At 70.0% G+C, this 16186-nt stretch carries 16 protein-coding genes; 5 read left to right on the top strand and 11 right to left on the bottom strand.

The window, feature by feature from the left end:
• Positions 1 to 99 precede the first annotated feature (99 nt).
• Together O7553_RS10285 and O7553_RS10290 are read left to right on the top strand one after the other, a co-directional pair.
• Positions 100 to 963, top strand: a complete 864-nt coding sequence (locus O7553_RS10285; RefSeq protein WP_281554577.1) for an aldo/keto reductase — start codon at positions 100 to 102, stop codon at positions 961 to 963.
• A gap of 185 nt (positions 964 to 1148) precedes the next feature.
• Positions 1149 to 1406, top strand: coding sequence for a hypothetical protein (locus O7553_RS10290; protein WP_281554578.1), 258 nt, complete (start codon positions 1149 to 1151; stop codon positions 1404 to 1406).
• Here the strand turns inward: O7553_RS10290 and O7553_RS10295 are convergent.
• From O7553_RS10295 to O7553_RS10315, 5 genes are all read right to left on the bottom strand, one after another.
• Positions 1403 to 1738, bottom strand: coding sequence for a hypothetical protein (locus tag O7553_RS10295; protein ID WP_281554579.1), 336 nt, complete (start codon positions 1736 to 1738; stop codon positions 1403 to 1405). The genes O7553_RS10290 and O7553_RS10295 overlap by 4 nt on opposite strands.
• A 173-nt stretch (positions 1739 to 1911) precedes the next feature.
• Positions 1912 to 2688: a polyprenyl diphosphate synthase gene (gene uppS, locus O7553_RS10300; RefSeq protein WP_281554580.1), complete on the bottom strand. Its 777-nt coding sequence runs from the start codon at positions 2686 to 2688 to the stop codon at positions 1912 to 1914.
• A gap of 442 nt (positions 2689 to 3130) precedes the next feature.
• Positions 3131 to 6718 carry an MMPL family transporter gene (locus O7553_RS10305; RefSeq protein ID WP_281554581.1) on the bottom strand — a complete coding sequence of 1196 codons (3588 nt, stop codon included), beginning with the start codon at positions 6716 to 6718 and terminating at the stop codon, positions 3131 to 3133.
• A gap of 149 nt (positions 6719 to 6867) precedes the next feature.
• Entirely contained in the window at positions 6868 to 8355 is a 1488-nt protein-coding gene (locus O7553_RS10310) for an ATP-binding protein (RefSeq protein WP_281554582.1), read from the bottom strand.
• Positions 8352 to 9047 (bottom strand): response regulator transcription factor, encoded by a 696-nt coding sequence (locus O7553_RS10315; protein WP_281554583.1) that lies wholly within the window; start codon positions 9045 to 9047, stop codon positions 8352 to 8354. Before O7553_RS10315 ends, O7553_RS10310 begins: the two co-directional genes overlap by 4 nt.
• A gap of 1350 nt (positions 9048 to 10397) precedes the next feature.
• Between O7553_RS10315 and O7553_RS10320 the strand changes: the two genes are divergently transcribed.
• Positions 10398 to 11018 (top strand): DUF6518 family protein, encoded by a 621-nt coding sequence (locus O7553_RS10320; RefSeq protein ID WP_281554584.1) that lies wholly within the window; start codon positions 10398 to 10400, stop codon positions 11016 to 11018.
• 90 nt (positions 11019 to 11108) lie between these two features.
• A complete protein-coding gene (locus tag O7553_RS10325) occupies positions 11109 to 11831 on the top strand; it encodes a DJ-1/PfpI family protein (protein ID WP_281554585.1) in 723 nt (240 codons plus the stop codon).
• 29 nt (positions 11832 to 11860) lie between these two features.
• Here the strand turns inward: O7553_RS10325 and O7553_RS10330 are convergent, their stop codons facing one another.
• The 3 genes from O7553_RS10330 to O7553_RS10340 all read right to left on the bottom strand — a co-directional run bounded on the left by O7553_RS10330 (position 11861) and on the right by O7553_RS10340 (position 13514).
• The gene (locus tag O7553_RS10330) at positions 11861 to 12418 is read right to left on the bottom strand and encodes a Uma2 family endonuclease (protein WP_281554586.1); all 558 of its coding nucleotides are present in this window, start codon (positions 12416 to 12418) and stop codon (positions 11861 to 11863) included.
• A gap of 77 nt (positions 12419 to 12495) precedes the next feature.
• Positions 12496 to 12690 carry a DUF397 domain-containing protein gene (locus O7553_RS10335; protein WP_281554587.1) on the bottom strand — a complete coding sequence of 65 codons (195 nt, stop codon included), beginning with the start codon at positions 12688 to 12690 and terminating at the stop codon, positions 12496 to 12498.
• A complete protein-coding gene (locus O7553_RS10340; protein WP_281554588.1) occupies positions 12687 to 13514 on the bottom strand; it encodes a DUF5753 domain-containing protein in 828 nt (275 codons plus the stop codon). The genes O7553_RS10335 and O7553_RS10340 overlap by 4 nt, the downstream gene beginning before the upstream one ends.
• A 209-nt stretch (positions 13515 to 13723) precedes the next feature.
• Here O7553_RS10340 and O7553_RS10345 point away from each other — a divergent pair, with 209 nt between their 5' ends.
• Positions 13724 to 14086, top strand: a complete 363-nt coding sequence (locus O7553_RS10345) for a hypothetical protein (RefSeq protein ID WP_281554589.1) — start codon at positions 13724 to 13726, stop codon at positions 14084 to 14086.
• 66 nt (positions 14087 to 14152) lie between these two features.
• Here O7553_RS10345 and O7553_RS10350 read toward each other — a convergent pair whose 3' ends face one another.
• The 3 genes from O7553_RS10350 to O7553_RS10360 are packed head-to-tail and all read right to left on the bottom strand — an operon-like array spanning position 14153 to position 16145.
• On the bottom strand, positions 14153 to 14785 hold the full coding sequence (locus O7553_RS10350; protein WP_281554590.1) for a hypothetical protein: 633 nt from the start codon (positions 14783 to 14785) through the stop codon (positions 14153 to 14155).
• Positions 14782 to 15732: an ABC transporter ATP-binding protein gene (locus tag O7553_RS10355; RefSeq protein ID WP_281554591.1), complete on the bottom strand. Its 951-nt coding sequence runs from the start codon at positions 15730 to 15732 to the stop codon at positions 14782 to 14784. The genes O7553_RS10350 and O7553_RS10355 overlap by 4 nt, the downstream gene beginning before the upstream one ends.
• A complete protein-coding gene (locus O7553_RS10360) occupies positions 15729 to 16145 on the bottom strand; it encodes a GntR family transcriptional regulator (RefSeq protein WP_281554592.1) in 417 nt (138 codons plus the stop codon). Before O7553_RS10360 ends, O7553_RS10355 begins: the two co-directional genes overlap by 4 nt.
• Positions 16146 to 16186: the final 41 nt, after the last annotated feature.

Here is a 16186-nt window from a genome sequence, read left to right on the forward strand (position 1 = left end):
TCCTTCTGTTGGACAGCTTAACCGCAGGGTAAGAGGGTGGAACCCGGGCGCGTGGGGTACGACAACCGCGCCCACGGACCATCCCGTAGAGGAGACTTCATGCACACCCGTCACATCGGTGACGTCGCCGTCGGGGCGATCGGCCTCGGCGGCATGCCGATGTCCATCGAGGGCCGGCCCGACGAGCAGAGGTCGATCGCCACGATCCACGCCGCGCTGGACGCCGGTGTCACCCTGATCGACACCGCCGACGCCTATCACCTGTACGCCGACGACGTCGGCCACAACGAGTCGTTGATCGCCCACGCCGTGGCGACCTTCGGCGGTGACACGTCCGACGTGCTGATCGCCACCAAGGGCGGCCACCTGCGACCCGGCGACGGCTCGTGGACCAAGAACGGCTCGCCCGACTACCTGAAGAGCGCCTGCGAGGCGTCGCTGAAACGGCTCGGCGTCGAGGCGATCGGCCTCTACCAGTTCCACCGGCCCGACCCCACCGTGCCGTACGCGGACTCGATGGGCGCCATCCGGGACCTGCTCGACGCCGGGAAGATCCGGCTCGCCGGCATCTCCAACGCCGACCCGGAGCAGATCCGGCTCGCCAACGACATCCTCGGCGGCCGGCTGGTCAGCGTACAGAATCAGTTCTCCCCGGCCTTCCGTTCCAGCGAGCCGGAGCTGACGCTCTGCGCCGAGCTGGGCATCGCCTTCCTGCCTTGGAGCCCGCTCGGCGGCATCGCCAGCGCCGCCGACCTGGGGTCGCGGTTCGCGGCGTTCGCTGAGGTCGCGCAGGAGTACGGGGTGAGTCCGCAGCAGGTCTGCCTGGCCTGGCTGCTGGCGAAGGCGCCGGTCGTGGTCCCGATCCCCGGAGCGTCGCGCCCGGAGACGATCCGTGACTCGGCCGCCGCCGCCGACCTCGAACTGTCGGCCGGACACCTGGCCCGCCTCGACCAACCCGCCTGACCGACCAGCCCGCCCGCACCATGCGCAAGATCAAGTGAAGGGCAGATACCTGACAACCGCCGGTTAAGGTGTCTGGCCTTCACTTGATCTTGTCTCGACCCCCGCCCCCGACGACGATCCTGGCTTGTCGAAGGTGGACCGGCTGGCCTACGTTGGTGGGTTCGCCGGGCAGAGGGGAGTGCGTGATGCCGAGCAGGTGGCAGTTCGTGGTGCCGGGGGTCGACACGGCCGGGGTGCGGCTCGAACACGTCCACGCGGTGGTTTCCCGCTGGTTCGATGTGGACGAGGCGGCGCACCGGTCGCATGCGAAGGCGTACAGCGTCAGCCTGCCGGTGGCGCATCCGGCCGGCACCCTGGTCGAGGTCGGCCTGCTCGACGACGCCCTGGTCGACAAGCTGCGGGCCGGGGCGGCGACGGGGGCGGTGATCCGGATCGGTGGTTAGCTCGGCGCGTTGGTCACCGGCGCACGGCAGGTGGCCGGGGTGTCGTGGCTGGAGCTGGGCCGGCCGTCCGGCAACGCGTCGTGGTCGCTGCGGTTCCTGACCCCGACGACGTTCCGGCGCGGCAACGGGTTCACGCCGTGGCCGGACCCATGGTCGGTGGTGGCCGGGCTGCGGGCGGTGTGGCGGGCGAGCGCGCCGGCCGGGCTGCCGGAGCTGGTGCTGCCGCTCCCGGGTGTCGGTGGGCCGGGCATCGGCGGGCCGGGGGAGCGGCCGGACCGGGACGCGCTGTGGGTGAGCGACATCGACGGCACCAGCGACGTGGTCAAGGTCAACGGGCGTACGGTGTCGGGCTTCCTCGGCCGGATCCGCTACGTCTGCGACGGGCCGGCGAGCCTGGTCGGAGCGGTGGACCGGTTGCTGCGGCTGGCCCCGTACAGCGGGGTCGGCGCGCAGCGCGGCCGGGACTTCGGCCTGGCCTGCCTGGAGCCCCGACCCGGTGGTGGCGTCAGGTTTTCCGCCTGCGATCGGCGTACGAACGCAGCGCCCGCAGTAGGTCGATCTTGCGGAAGCCGGGCCAGTAGACATCGCAGAAGTGCAGCTCGGAGTGGGCCGCCTGCCACAGCAGGAAGCCGGACACCCGGCGTTCCCCGCTGGTGCGGATGACGAGATCCGGGTCCGGTTGCCCGCTGGTGTACAGGTGGGCGGCGATCTGGTCGGCGGTCAGCCGCTGCGCGATGTCGTCGAGGGTCGCACCGCGCCGTGCCTGGTCTTCCAACAGCGACCGTACGGCATTGACGATCTCCTCTCGGCCGTCGTAGCCGATGGCCACGGTCAAGTGGTGGCTGGTCTCCCGCTGCCGGGTCGCCTCCTCGGCGAGCTTCAGCGCGTGCCGGGTCGAGTCGGGCAGCACCTCCAACCGGCCGGCCAGGTGCAGCTGCCAGATGTTGTCGTCGCGGGTCAGCCGACCCGCGACGACGGTCTCGATCATGCCCATCAGGTTGTCGACCTCGTCTGAGGCGCGCTTGCGGACGTTGTCGACGGAAGCGACGAACACCGTGACGTGTTGGATGCCGATCTCGGCGCACCAGCTCAGCACCTGGTCGAGGTGCTCGGCACCGTGCCGGTGCCCGACCTTGGGGTCGTCGAAGCCCATCTGCCGGGCCCACCGCCGGTTGCCGTCCATCACCATTGCCAGGTGGCGGGGCAGCTCGGCGGCGGTGAGCTGGGCGCGTAGCCGGCGGGCGTAGAGCCGGTGTCCGGTATCGAGCAGCGGTCGCATCATCGCCTGATCTCACCACGCTTGCTCGCCCGGGCACAGCAGCGCAGGTGGTCTGCTGATCGGCCAACGACCGGGTATCGGCCCGTGCCGAGATCACTGAGCTGCTGGCCTGGTGGATGCCTGTTCGCCATGTGATGCCCCGGCGTTTCGGGCACATTAAGGCCCTTCAGAGCATCGGGACTGCCCGCAGACGCCATGACCTGGCCGGCGGCCTGCCCGCGGCAGTCCGAACGACTACCGCGGGCGCTCGCCGGCCAGGTCGTGACCCAACTCGACCAACCCGCCACCCTGAATCGATGGGCCATCCCGGATTACTGGCTGGTCACGGTCATTTTCGTACGCTTCGGTCTGCGGATCACCGACGAGCTGTGGCTGGCGCCGCGACCCGGGAACGGTGCGATCGCGTCAGCCGGTGCTGACCCGCAACGCGTGATCAGCACACGCCTCAGCAGGACCACCGGGCGATGCGCGGCGGCTGCCACTCGCCGGTCAGCACGTCGTCGGTGGGTAGGTAGACCCGCATGTAGACGTGGAAGACGCCGGCTGGGGCGGGCAGCCAGTTCGCCGTTCCGCCGGGTGGGGCAGTGGCGGACAGGAACAGGTCGAGTGATCCGTCCTGGTTCATCGTGAGAGCGGAACGATCGCCGAGGGCGTACCGGCTGAGCTCGTTGGGAACGAGGAAGTAGTTCTCGTCGTACATTGTCACCGACCAGAATCCGTCCGCGCTCGTCGGCGGGAGAGCGCCCGGCCGGAAGTGCAGTCGGTAGGAGCGTTCACCGCTGAGTGGCTGGCCGAGCAGATCGGACTGGGAGAAATAGTACGTCGACTCGGCGGGCACGTTGGCGCCCAGGCCGCCGGCGGCGATGCCGGCTCGGAGCAGGTAGTCGGTGCCGTAGGTGCCGGCGCTCAGGCTCGACCGCCACGTCCGCCCGGCGGCGGGGAACGCGGCTTCCGCGTGGCCGGCGACGAGGTACGCCTGCCCGTCGGTCACCGCCGCCTCCAGGGTGGCGACGGCCTGCGGATCCCCTTGGCTCGGGTTCCCGCCCGGCTCGACGCCGAGCGCGGCGAGACCGGCGAGTGCCGACGCGTCGGCGGCCGGGGGTGGGTCGGACGCGAGCACGGCGGCCAGTTCGTCGAAGAAGGCGGCGCCGGCGTCGTAGGGGGTCTGTGGCCGTGGCAGGTTCGCGCAGTCGGGCGTAGGCAGCGCCGGCGGCGTGTCGGTGGCGGGCGTTTCGAGGACGGCAAGCTGGTACCCGGCCATGACAGCCCTGGCGGCGGGCACGTCGTCGGGGTTCTTCACGAGCGTGCGGCCCAGCAGCCATACGTCCCAGGTCGGTCCGGACACCGACGTGACGCCACTCGGAAGTTCACCGGACCATCCGGGCGGAACGATTGCATACCTGCCGCCCGCAGGGTCCACGGTGCTGGTGCCGATGTTGGTGAACACGTTGGTGTACATGTCGAGGAACTGGAAGTTGTAGTACCGGTCGTCGATCGCCGGTACCGTCAGCACGACCGGTCCACGACGCAGGTCGAGCCACGCGATCGAGTAGAGGGTGTCGACGTTGGGTGCCACCACATCACGGCTGGCGGGAGTGGCGAGCTCAGGCGAGCTCACCAGCGTGTTGACGTTCCCGATGGCGCACAGTTGGTTGGCCCGGGTGCGGGCGGCGACGACCGGAGCGTAACCGTAGAGGTAGGCGTCGATGCCGGGCGTCGTTGTCGGCGCGGTGGCTTGGGCGCCTGACGGCACCGCGAGGCACCCGACGAGCGCTGCGATCACGGTCACCGGCATGGCTACCAGAAGGCGGTTACGCACGCGAATCTTTCTGATCGATTTGATCGAGGAATCGATGATCGGGATGGGATCCCGACCGCCCTCGCGGTCCACCTCGGTGGGGGTATGTCCCTCAACGGAGCCGGCGGCGTTCCCACCGGCCGGGCGGTCCAGTGCGACACCCTCCACGTCCATGGCGGGCAGCAGACGGTCGAGGCGGGGCGGCAGTGTCCAGGCGTGTGTGCCGAGCAGCCCGAGTGCGGCAGGGACCAGCGTCATCCGGACGAGGAAGGCATCCAGGAGCACGCCGAGGGCCAGCGCGAAGGCGATCGGGCGGACCGTTGCCGTCCCGCTGACCACGAAGCTGGCAAAGACCCCGATCATGATCAGTGCGGCGGCCGCGACGACTCTGCCGGCGTGCCGTGCTCCCTCGTGTACCGCGTCCCTCGGCTCACGGCCGTGAATGACCGCCTCGTGGATCCGGGAGACGAGGAAGACCTGGTAGTCCATTGCCAGACCGAACAGCACGGCCATCACGATGATCGGCATGAAGCTCACCAGCGAGCCGGTGGCGCCGTCGCTGAGGATGCCGCCGAACCAGCCCCACTGGAACAGCGCCACCGTGACGCCGAGGGTCGCGCCGAGGGTGAGTAGGTAGCCGACCGCGGCGATGAGGGGCACCAGCAGGGAGCGGAAGACCATCGTCAACAGCACCATCGACAGGCCGACGACGACCAGGGCGAACGGCAGGATAGCGGTAAGCAGCCGGGCGGAGACGTCGACGCCGAGCGCGGTCGTCCCGCTGACCTGGATGGTTGCGCCGGTCGTGGCGGTGATGTCCGCGGCCTCGTGCCGGATCGTCTGCACTACGTCGGCGGTCGCCGGGTCGGCGGGTCCGGTCGTGGGGATCACCTGGACCAGCGCGTACCGGGCGTCGGCGGAAATCCGCGGCGGCGCTACCGACGCTACACCGGGAATGTCGCTGAGACCTTCGGCGACGGCCGTGGCGGCCGTGTCCGGCTGGCTGGACCTGGAGAGGTCGGCGAGCACGAGGACCGGACCGTTGAGCCCGGGTCCGAACTCGTCGGAGACCGTGTCGTAGACCTGGCGCGCCTGGTCGCTGTTCGGCAGGCTCCCGTTGTCGGGCAGCGCCAGTCGCATGCCCGTCACCGGCACCGCCAGGACGAGTAGCGCGCCGACCCCGGCCGCGAGGATGACGACGGGCCGGCGCAGCACGCCCCGCACCCAGCGCTCGGCGCCGGGGACCGCGCGGCCCTCGGCGACGGCCGCGGCCCGCCTGCTGTCCCGCCCGCCCGGGCGCGGCGCCAGCCGCCGCCCGGCCACCGACAGTAGGGCCGGCAGCAACGTGATCGCCACCAGCACCGCGAGGAGCACGGTCGCCGCCGAGGACACCCCCATCACGGTGAGGAACGGCACCTGCGCCACGGCCAGGCCAAGGAGGGCGATGATCACGGTCGACCCGGCGAACACCACCGACGAGCCCGCAGCGGCGGTGGCCCGGACGACGGCCTGCGCGACGTCCGCCCCTGCGGCCAGTTCGGCGCGGTGGCGGACGACCAGCAGCAGGGCGTAGTCGATACCGACCGCGAGCCCGAGCATGAGCGCGAGCGTCGGGGCGGTCGTGGAGATCGTGGTCAGGGTCGAGGCCACCCAGATACCGACCAGCCCGGCGGCGACGCCGACGAGCGCGGTGAGCAGGGGCAGCCCGGCGGCGACCACCGACCCGAGAGTGACCGCGAGGACGACGACCGCCAGCAGGAGGCCGATCACCTCCGCCGCGTGCGAGGCGGAACTCGGCCCGCCGGAGAGTGCGTTGCCGCCGAGGAACACGGTCAGCCCGGCCTGCTCGGCCGGGGCCATCGCGGCCCGGACATCGTCGCCTGTCGAGTCGGGCAGTTCGCCCTTGAGTACGTCGAACTGCACGATGGCCAGCCCGGATCGGCCGTCGGCGCTGACCGTGCCCGGGGCCTGCGGTGGCGCGACGGCCCTCACGTGGTCGATTCCGGACACCGCCGTCAGCGACCGCTGGACGGCGGCGGTGTAGGCCGGGTCGCTCACCGTCCCGCCGTCGGGTGCCTCCAGCAGGATCTGCAGCGAGGTCCCGCCTGCACCGGGGAACTCCTCCTGCAGCACGTTCAGGGCCGCCTGGGACTCCGAACTGGGGATGGTGAACTCGTCGGTCAGGGCGCTCCCGCGCGCCGCGAGGCCTCCCACGAGGGCCAGGAGCAGCAGCACCCAGCCTCCGATCACGATGAATCTCTGCCGGTGCGCGAACCTGCCTACGCGCTGCAACAACCGGGCCATCAGTTCGTCATCCCTTCCGCTGTCCGGCGGGCCGGATGCCCGCTCGCCGTCCAGTCGACCGGCATGAGCTGACGGTGCGCCTATCCGGACCCTGACGAGCCCCTGCCGGGAACCTGACGGTTGGCTGACGGCAGCGCTGTGGGTGCCGCGACCGGGAGCCGGACGGTGATCGTGGTGCCCTCGCCGACCACGGACCGGCCGGTGACCTCGCCGCCCTGCGCGGTCACCAGGGCTCGGACGATGGACAACCCCAGCCCGGAGCCGGATCCGTCCCGGGACCGGCCGGCGTCGACCCGGTAGAACCGGTCGAACACCCGGGCCAGGTCGTGCTCGGCGATGCCCGGTCCGTGGTCGACGACCTCGACAGCGACCTCGCTGCGGGCGGCGGGGCCGACGGCCAGTTCGACGGGCGTGCCGGCCGGGGTGTGCTGGACGGCGTTGCCGACGAGGTTGCGGAACACCTGCTCCAGCCGCGGTGCGTCGCCGAGCACGGTGACCGGTCCGGCCGCATGTAGGGTGATCGCCCGGTCCGGCTTGATCACGCGCGCGTCCTCGATGACGCCTTCCAGCAGGGGCAGCAGGGGGACCGGTTCAGCGGCGAGCGGCCGCCCGGCGTCCATCCGGGCGAGCAGTGCCAGATCCTCGACGAGCAGGCGCATCCGGCCCACCCCGGCCTCCATTCGGCCCATCGCCCGGTCCAGGTCGTCGCGGTCCTCCAGGCCGCCCTGCACGTATAGGTCGAGCCAGCCGCTGATGCCGGTGAGTGGAGTGCGCAGTTCGTGCGAGGCGTCGGCCACGAACGAGCGCAGGGCCTGCTCGGCGCGGCGCCGGGCTTCGAACGCCTCGGTCAGGGCTGCGGCCAGCCGGACCGTCTCGGTACCGGAGCCGTGGGCGAGATCGCCGAAGTCGTGGTCCCCGGCGCCTCCGGCGATCTGGTCGGCGGCCTCAGCCATCCGTTCCAGCGGGCGCAGGCCGCGACGCAGGCTCAACGCGGCCACCGACCCCAGCACGATCAACGCGGCGACGGCGAACCCGAACCCGGTCCGCCGCAGGCGGACGATCACCGCCACGTCGTCGGTCCTGTCGACGGCGACGACAAGGAACCCGAGCGGGATCGACGTGCCGTCGCCGGACTCCACGACCAGTCCCGTGGCCCGGGCACGGGCCACCAGGAACGTACGGCCCCCGGCGGTCAGGTCGGCGGGTTCCCCGATCGGCAGGTCGCGGGTAGCTGCGACGAGGTCGCCCGCCGGTGGTGGTGGGCCATCTTGGAGGCGGTCGAAGGTGAACGCCGGCCGGCCGCTCGTGTCCAGACCGACCACGACCACGCCGGCGAAGGCGGGCAACGCGTCCGGCTCGATCACCACCCGGTCACGTCCGCTGAGGATCCCGCCGACGGAGGCGTTGATGTTCCACAGCCGCTCCTCGGCCCGCTCGGCGAGGTAGCGCTGCAGGAACAACGAGGTCAGGGCAGGACCGCCGACCAGCCCGACGAGCAGCAGGACGAGCAGATGGACCAGGAGCCGGCGACGGATCGACAGCGGCCGCACGGGCCGCCGCAGCCTCACCGGGGCTCCCTCACCGCGTACCCGAAACCACGCACGGTGTGGATCAGCGGCACGGACGCACCGTCATCGATCTTGCGGCGAAGATTGGCGACGAACCGCTCGACGACGTTGGCGTCCCCACCGAAGTCATACCCCCACACGTGCTGCAGGATCTGGCTCTTGGACAGCACCCGCCCCGCATTGTTGAGTAGAAAGACAAGCAGCCGGAACTCGGTCGGCGACAAGTGCACCGGCCGCCCCGCACGAGTAACCAGGTGAGCATCGAGGTCGACGGCCAGGTCGGCGAGCAGCAGCCGGTTGTCCTCGGACGGCACATCGGTGCCCGCCGTCCGTCGCACCAGCGCCTCCAGCCGGGCGACGACCTCGGCAACGCTGAACGGCTTGGTGACATAGTCGTCGGCGCCCAGCCGCAGCCCCTGGATCCGGTCCTCCACCTCCTGCCGCGCGGTCAGGAACAGCACCGGCGTGGTCTTGCCCCGGCCGCGCAGCAGCCGGACGGTCTCGAACCCATCCAGGCCAGGCATCATCACATCGAGCACGACAACATCGAACTCCTGGCCGGTCAGGCGCACCAACGCCGTAGCGGCGTCGGGCACGGCGTGCACCTCCCAGCCGGCGAACCGCAGGGTCGACTCGAGTAACTCGCGGATCTGCGCGTCGTCGTCGACGACCAGGACTCGTGGCACCGGCACCCGCACATCCTCCTCCACTACCGGCCCAAGGCGAAGCACACAGCTGAAGTGCGCAGGCACGCACGCATGCCGGCCCGCCCGGACGTCCGTGAACCTCCAAATCAGAGACTGCCGCAGGAGGACGCCTCGCCGCTATCCCGTTGCGTTCACGGAGCAATTGCGTCCGCGGTTGCTCATGGCTACTCAATCACCTCGGCCGAGCCGGCGAACACCGCATCCCTCCGGAGCATGGCGATGGCACCGTCCACGAACGTCACCATCTGGAGACACGCGGCGTTGGCGGCGTACGCCCTCGTGGTCAGCGGCCAGCACCCGCACCAGCTGCTCATCAAGTGCCGTCCAGTACCGCACGACAGCCACGAGACCACATCCGTAGAGACCCGCTGCCAGACGATCAACGGCCACGCCGCTACAACATCGCGCAACAGGTCGCCGGGCCCCGAGGTCGACCCAACAAACAGCTCAGACGGCTACATCGATGTACGCATCCTCGACCTCCAAACGGGTGGCGGACCGTTCGTACCGGCCCCCGCAGGGCAGGTCACAGTTGCCGGACACCGCAGCCCGGCGGTACGCCCGACCGGCAGCAGTTGAGGATGGGCGAATGGTTAGGCTCTGCACCCATGGCGCGCCACGAACTCAGGAAGTCAGCTGCGTCAAGTTCAGGTTTGCCGGCACCGTGGAAGCGGAACCAGACGTCGTCGTGACAACGGCTGCTGGTGACCGGGAAACCCTTGATCCCCGGTGCCGACGGAGGCGACGGCGATGAAGGTTCGGTCGGGGACTCGCGGTCGTTGACTGATCTGAGGTCCTCGTCGCCTAAGTCATGGCTCACGATCGGGAAGAGCTCGACGAACCCGAACCTCCCGCCGCCATAACGGACCATGAAGGCCTTGTGTAGCTCCGGGAGAATGACGTCCAGATGGGTCTCGACCTCGGAGATCTCCCTCTCGGTGACTGCCTACCCCTCGATGAGTGGGAAACCGTACTTGGCCAGCGAAGCGGCCGACTCCTGGCGCAGGGACTCGGCCAGCACGTCGAACCGCATGATGTCCATGCTGCTCAGCATATGTATCCGACGGCAGGTCGGCGGGGCGGGCGCACCGAATCGGCTGCACAGCTTGCCGCCCGGCTCTGCCGCCGACCAGCCTCTGGACGCAGACAGCGACAGAAGGGCGATGGAAGCTGCGAGTGAGTGGTCCCCGGCGCGGCCGAGCGATGGGTTCGAGGTGGTGTACGTTCCTCCCGCCCACGGGCGTGCAAGAACGTTGGAGTGGGGCAGGTGGCGGTGCGGTAGGTGCCCGCAGCGCGAGGAACGGCCTGGCCTGCGGCACGGTATGGTCCTACAGCATGTATCCGGACAATCGGCGCGTCGCGCTCGTCGCGGTGCTCGGCGGCTTCCTGCTGGGCTTCGTCGATTTCGTATGGATCAAGTTCATGCCCTGGTGGCCCCTTGCCGACCTGGGCAACTCGTCTGCGGTGTGGGCGGTCGCCGCGTTCTTCTTCGGGTACTGGGTCCGTACCGAATGGCTGCGGGCCGCTGCCGGTGCCGCCGCCGGACTGGTGATCGCCGTACCCGCCTACTACGTGGCGGCGGCGCTGGTCCAGGGCGACGACTGGTCGCTGCTGTGGGCGCCTACCTCTCTGCTCTGGATGGCCTTCGGGGTCCTCGCCGGAGTGGTCTTCGGCGTCGGCGGCATCTGGGCACGTGGCTCAGGCTGGCGGCAGACCATCGGTACGGCCCTGCCGGGCGCGGTGTGCTTCACCGAGGCGGCGTTGGAGGCGGCCCGAATCGGCGATCCGAGCTACGGCAGCGAGCGGATCCCGCATGTCGTGGTCCGAGCGGTGCTCGGCGTACTGGTGATCGTCCTGGCCGGTGGGACTACCCGTAACCGGCTCCTCAGCCTCGCCACGGCGCTGCCGTTGGCGCTGCTCGGCCTCGGAGCGTTCCTGGCGGCCGGCTTCCGCTGAACCAAAGGAACCTTCCCGTGCTTCGCCCGGAACCAGCATGCCTCTATCGCCGACTATCTATCTGCTGACGTTGGTGACGGAGGGACGTAGATGAAGCGACGGGCGATGTTGACGGGTGGGGCGGCGGTGGGCGTCGGAGCGCTGACCGGCGGACCGGTCGCGGCTGCGGCTGCGGCCGCGCCGCCGCGTGACACCAACAGACCCTTGCGGGTACGGATCGTAATGTTCGACGGTGTCGAGGAGCAGGACTTCATCGCCCCAAAGGAAGTGTTCTCGCTGGCCGGCTGGTACAGCGAACGGGAGATCGACGTCAACTACATGGTGCACGGTCGGCCACGCCTGGTCACCGCAGCGTTCGGCACCGAGGTACGGGTCAAGCATGGTTGGCAGCCCGAGACGGCCGACGTGATCATCGTTCCCGGTGGTGGTCGACCCGGCGAGCCCGGCATCTGGGCGGAGATCGAAAACGGGGCGCTGCCCAGCGCGCTGGCGGCGGCTCCCCGGCCGAGGCTCATCATGTCGTCGTTGTGCACCGGCGCGGTGCTCCTCGCCGTGGCCGGCCTGGTCGACGGCCGCCCCTGCACCACGCACACCGTCGCGAAGCAGCAGCTGACCTCGCGCGGCGGCATCGTCAAGAACGCCCGCGTGGTCGACGACGGCGACCTCGTCACCGCCGCCGGAATCACTTCCGGCCTGGACCTGGGGCTGCACCTGGTGAAGCGCCTGCTGGGTGCGGACGTCGCCATCCGGGTAGAGGAAGCCCTCGAATACCAGGCACGAGGCACCGTCTGGACCGATCCAGTCCGAACCTAGCCACAGCCATCGCTCGGCCGGCCGGGTGTCTACTCGTCGAGCAGTGCGGCCGTGTCGAGCGTGAACCGAAACGGTTGATCGGTGGTCAACACGTCGCCCTTGGTCGCGGTCACGTGCTCGACGTAGTGCTCGTTGTCAAGCCGGAAGAGCCGGAGTGTCACTGCTGACGGACCCGGCAACTCGGGCTCAACCAGCAGATACCACGAGATTCGGGCGGCGGCGTACAACTGCATCTTGAGCAGTCGATCGGTGGCGGCGTTGCTCGGAGACGTGATCTCGCAGATCAGCACGACCTCGGTCGCATCGGTAACGGATCCTTCGCTGCTGGTGTCGGCGACGACAAGGTCTGGGATCACGATCCGATCGGTACGCAATCTGACGTTGATCGCCTCGTACGCCTTGAGACCGGCAGACCGGGCCGCCGGATACAGCGCGGACATCAGCAGGAACGAGAGCTGTCGATGACGCTTGCTCGGTGCCGGACTGATCCACAGACGACCGTCGACCAGCTCGGTCCGGTCAGGTGTCTGGCCCAGTGCGAAGTACTTCGCTTCGTCCCAGGTTCGGTTGAGATCAAGGACGTTCACGCGTCACCAGTGTCAGAAGGAGGACGAGCGTCCCCCACCCCAGGGATAGGGGTGGGGGACAGGGCGATCGGCGGTGGTCAGTGGGGGAGGGTGCCGGTCTGTAGGGCGGTGGTGAAGGTGCCCCACTGCCGGGTGGTGAAGGTCAAGGTGGGGCCGGTGCGGTCCTTGCTGTCGCGTACCTCGGCCTGTCCGGCGTGCCGACGGGCTTCGACGCACGCTCCGCCGTTGCCGGCGCTGCGGCTGGAGGTGAACCAGGGGGTGTCAGGCTTCATCGCAGATGCTCCTCGATCGGGACCGACTGCCCGCGGATCAGCCGGAAAATTCGACGGTACTCCGCCAACTCCTCTGGACGCTCCAGGTAACGAGCACCCATATGAGACTCGACGTAGGCGATGTCCGGGTCGTCCGGGTCGGCGAAGTCGAGCAAGATGAACTGGCCGGAGAACGCAGGGTGAGCGCCGACGGACCAGGGCAGGACGCGGACCTCCACCCGTACCCGTCGGCCCAGGCTGGCCAGGTGGGCGCGCTGTTCGGCCATCACCGCAGGGCCGCCGACCTCGCGGACGAGCGCACCGGCCCCGAGAATCGCGACGATCCGGGCCGGCTGCTCGCGGTCGTAGTAGGAAATCTGCCGGTCCAGCCGCAGCGATACCAGCCGCTCGATCTTCTCCTGCGGCGCATCCGGATAGGTGGCGCGGAACACCGCGCGCATGTAATCCGGCGTCTGCAGCAGACCGTGGATCACCTCGGGGTCATAGACCCCGATCTCGGTGGCGGCGGCTTCGAGGCCGACGTACAGGCGGAACCAGTCCGGTACGGCGTCGCCGTGCGACTCCCACCAGCCGTGCTCGTCGCTTGCCCCGGCGAGCCGGGTCAACGCGTCCGTCGTCTCCGGGTCGGCACCGTAGAACCAGCAGAGACCGCGAACGGTGTTCATCTTGACCGGGAACTTACCGTTCTCGATGCGCCACAACGTCGTACGCGAACAGACCTTCGCCCGCTCCACCTCCTGCTCGGTGCGGGACGACTCCTCCCGCAGTCGGCGCAGCCGTCGCCCCAGCTGACGGCGCACCACAGTCGGTCCGGTGACCGGCATCGCTTCACCTTCCTCTCATCCGACACACCCACCACCCGCGCCAATGTTTCAGAAAGCAACCGCTGGCCGGGCTGGTCGCCGAAATCGCCACATCACAGTGGAGACAAGCCAGCGTCCACGATTGAGTCTGCCGTACGCCGGCTGGAAATGTGGTCCGCCACAAGGGTGAATTCACGAAATCCGGTATCTCGTGACGGAGGTTTGCGAACATGAGTGAGCGCACCGCCAGCGGTGGACACGTACCGCCGACCGGCATGTCCCGCGTCGACCGCGCGGGTCGGTCCGAGTTTTCCCTCGACGGGCTGTTGACCTGTGCCGGCTGCGACCGTCGGCTGGTCTGCCTGCAGACGTTGAGCGGCCGGGCGTACGGCGCACCGTGCGGCTGCCGGCCCGGCCCGGTCAACGCCGAAAGGCTCGAACGCCTCGTGCTCGACGCCGTCGTCGCGCACGGACGCGGCATGCTGATCCAGATCGAGGACGCCGCCGACCCGGGCAGCCTGATGCGCCGATTCCTGGCCGAGGTCCACGTCGGCAACACCATCGACGAGTTGGAATTCAGCTGGATCTACTGACCTGTACTGACCGGTGTGCTCATCAGAGCCAGCGGGGCGCGGGGACCGGTGCGGGCGTCACGTGGGTCAGGGCCGGCGGTGGACGGCGAGGAACGTGACTGCGGTGAGTACGGCCGCCGCGCCCAGGTAGACGCCGGACTCGGCGACCTGCAACTGCCAGTACGTCCACGAGCTGGCCTCGCGCACCACGCGTGCACCGCCCAGTTGGACGATGCCCAGCACCGGCACGCTGAGCGCCATCGCGACGTGCGTGTTGCGGGTCACCGCACCCAGCGCCGCGCCGAGGGCGAGCGCGAACAGCACCCGGGCGAGCGGGATCAGATCGTGCGACTCGTAGGCGAACCAGCGCATCGGGTCGCCGTCGGTCGTCGGCAACCCCCAGGTGACGGCGGCGGTCACCACGGCGGCGGCGGTCAGCGACCCGGCCGCCGCGACCGCCAGCCGAGCCGCCAGCCAGTGGCCGCGCGGCCGGCTCCGCGTCCAGGCCAGCCGGTGGGTGCCCTGCTCCAGGTCGCGGGCCACCAGCGGCACGCCCCAGAACATGCAGACCCCGATGGTCAGGTAGCCGGCGAACAGCTGGGTGATGGTGACGAACTCGGCGTCGACGTGGGCGGCCGCCGTCAACCCGCCGTAAAGGCAGATCAGGATCGCAGCGGCGATGAACGGGAACCGCTGCTGACGCCAGGCGAGCCAGATCATCGGACGTCCTTCCCCGCCGGTTGACCGGCCGCGACGAGGGTGGGCGCGGGCAGGCAGACGGCGTCCGGGTTGCGCAGGTACGCCAGCACCAGCTCCTCCAGGCCGGGCACCTGCCCGTCGTCGTGGCTGGCCGGCTGCCCGCGTACCGTCGCCGGCTCTCCGCGTACCACTGTCGACGCCTGCCGGACCAGCGCGGTGGTCTGCCGGGCCGTGACGCTCAGGTGTACGGGCGGATGGTCCGCCGCCCGCAGCCGCTGCGCCAGCTCGGCCGGCCCGGTCAGCACCCGGTGCGCCTCGGTCAGCTCGTCGAATCCGCCGGCCACCTGCAGCCGGCCACGGTTGAGCAGCAGCAGGTAGTCGCAGGTGTCGACCAGGTCGGCCAGGATGTGCGAGGAGAGCACCACGGTGGCGCCGGTGTCGGCGACGGCGGCCATCAGCGCACCCATCACCTCGGTACGGGCCAACGGGTCCAGGTCGGCGAGCGGCTCGTCGAGCAGCAGCAGTTCGGCGCGTTTGCCCAGGGCGAGGGTCAACGCGACCAGGGTGCGCTGCCCACCGGAGAGGGTACGGATCCGTTGCCGCAGCGGGATGCCGTAGTCGTCGAGCCGGGCCAGCGCCCCGCCGGTGTCGAAGGCCGGGTTGGCGGCCTGGCCGAAGTGGAGCATCTCCGCGACGGTGAACCCGGCGAACAGGGGTTTGTCCTGGGCGACGAACGCGACCCGGGCCAGGTCGTGGCCGTGCCCGGTGAGTGGCCGCCCGCCGACCCGGACCTGCCCGGCGCTGGGGGTGAGCAGGCCGACCGCCAGGTGCAGCAGGGTGGTCTTGCCGGCACCGTTCGGGCCGACGAGCGCGGTGACCGTGCCGGCCGGTACGGCGAGCGTGCAGTCGCGCAGCGCCCAGCTGCGGCCGTACCGTTTGCCCAGGCCGGTGGTCTGCAACGTGGTCATCCGGTCCGCTCCGGCCGGTTGTCCGCCGCTCGGGGCGAGGCGTTCTCGGCCAGTTCGGCCGCGAGGATGGCGCGCAGGTCGTCGTCGTCCAGGCCCGCGGCGCGGGCGGTGGCGACCCAGGCCGCGAGCTGGGTGCGGATCGCCGGGTCCCAGGCCGCGCGGCGGGCCGACAGCGACGCCAGTATGAAGGTGCCGACGCCGGGCCGGGACTGCACCACGCCGTCGCGTTCCAGTTCGCGGTACGCCTTGTGCACCGTGTTCTGGTTGATCCCGAGTGCGGCGACGACCTCCCGGGCGGTCGGCAGCCGGTCGCCCTCCTGCAGCCAGCCGAGCCGCACCGCCTGGCGTACCTGCTGCACCAACTGCAGGTACGGGGTGACGCCGGACCGGCGGTCCAGCCTGAACTCGATCACGCCGACTCCTATTCTGCTAGGCCGCTAGCAGAATAGCACTA

This window comes from Solwaraspora sp. WMMA2059 (assembly GCF_027497315.1).
GTDB lineage: Bacteria > Actinomycetota > Actinomycetes > Mycobacteriales > Micromonosporaceae > Micromonospora_E.

What these genes read in the sequence shown, in the direction of transcription:
- O7553_RS10285 (WP_281554577.1), top strand. Translation starts at nt 100, where the DNA reads ATGCACACCCGTCACATCGGTGACGTCGCCGTCGGGGCGATCGGCCTC.
- O7553_RS10290 (WP_281554578.1), top strand. Translation starts at nt 1,149, where the DNA reads ATGCCGAGCAGGTGGCAGTTCGTGGTGCCGGGGGTCGACACGGCCGGG.
- uppS (WP_281554580.1), bottom strand. Translation starts at nt 2,688, where the DNA reads ATGATGCGACCGCTGCTCGATACCGGACACCGGCTCTACGCCCGCCGG.
- O7553_RS10320 (WP_281554584.1), top strand. Translation starts at nt 10,398, where the DNA reads ATGTATCCGGACAATCGGCGCGTCGCGCTCGTCGCGGTGCTCGGCGGC.
- O7553_RS10325 (WP_281554585.1), top strand. Translation starts at nt 11,109, where the DNA reads ATGAAGCGACGGGCGATGTTGACGGGTGGGGCGGCGGTGGGCGTCGGA.
- O7553_RS10335 (WP_281554587.1), bottom strand. Translation starts at nt 12,690, where the DNA reads ATGAAGCCTGACACCCCCTGGTTCACCTCCAGCCGCAGCGCCGGCAAC.
- O7553_RS10340 (WP_281554588.1), bottom strand. Translation starts at nt 13,514, where the DNA reads ATGCCGGTCACCGGACCGACTGTGGTGCGCCGTCAGCTGGGGCGACGG.
- O7553_RS10345 (WP_281554589.1), top strand. Translation starts at nt 13,724, where the DNA reads ATGAGTGAGCGCACCGCCAGCGGTGGACACGTACCGCCGACCGGCATG.
- O7553_RS10350 (WP_281554590.1), bottom strand. Translation starts at nt 14,785, where the DNA reads ATGATCTGGCTCGCCTGGCGTCAGCAGCGGTTCCCGTTCATCGCCGCT.
- O7553_RS10355 (WP_281554591.1), bottom strand. Translation starts at nt 15,732, where the DNA reads ATGACCACGTTGCAGACCACCGGCCTGGGCAAACGGTACGGCCGCAGC.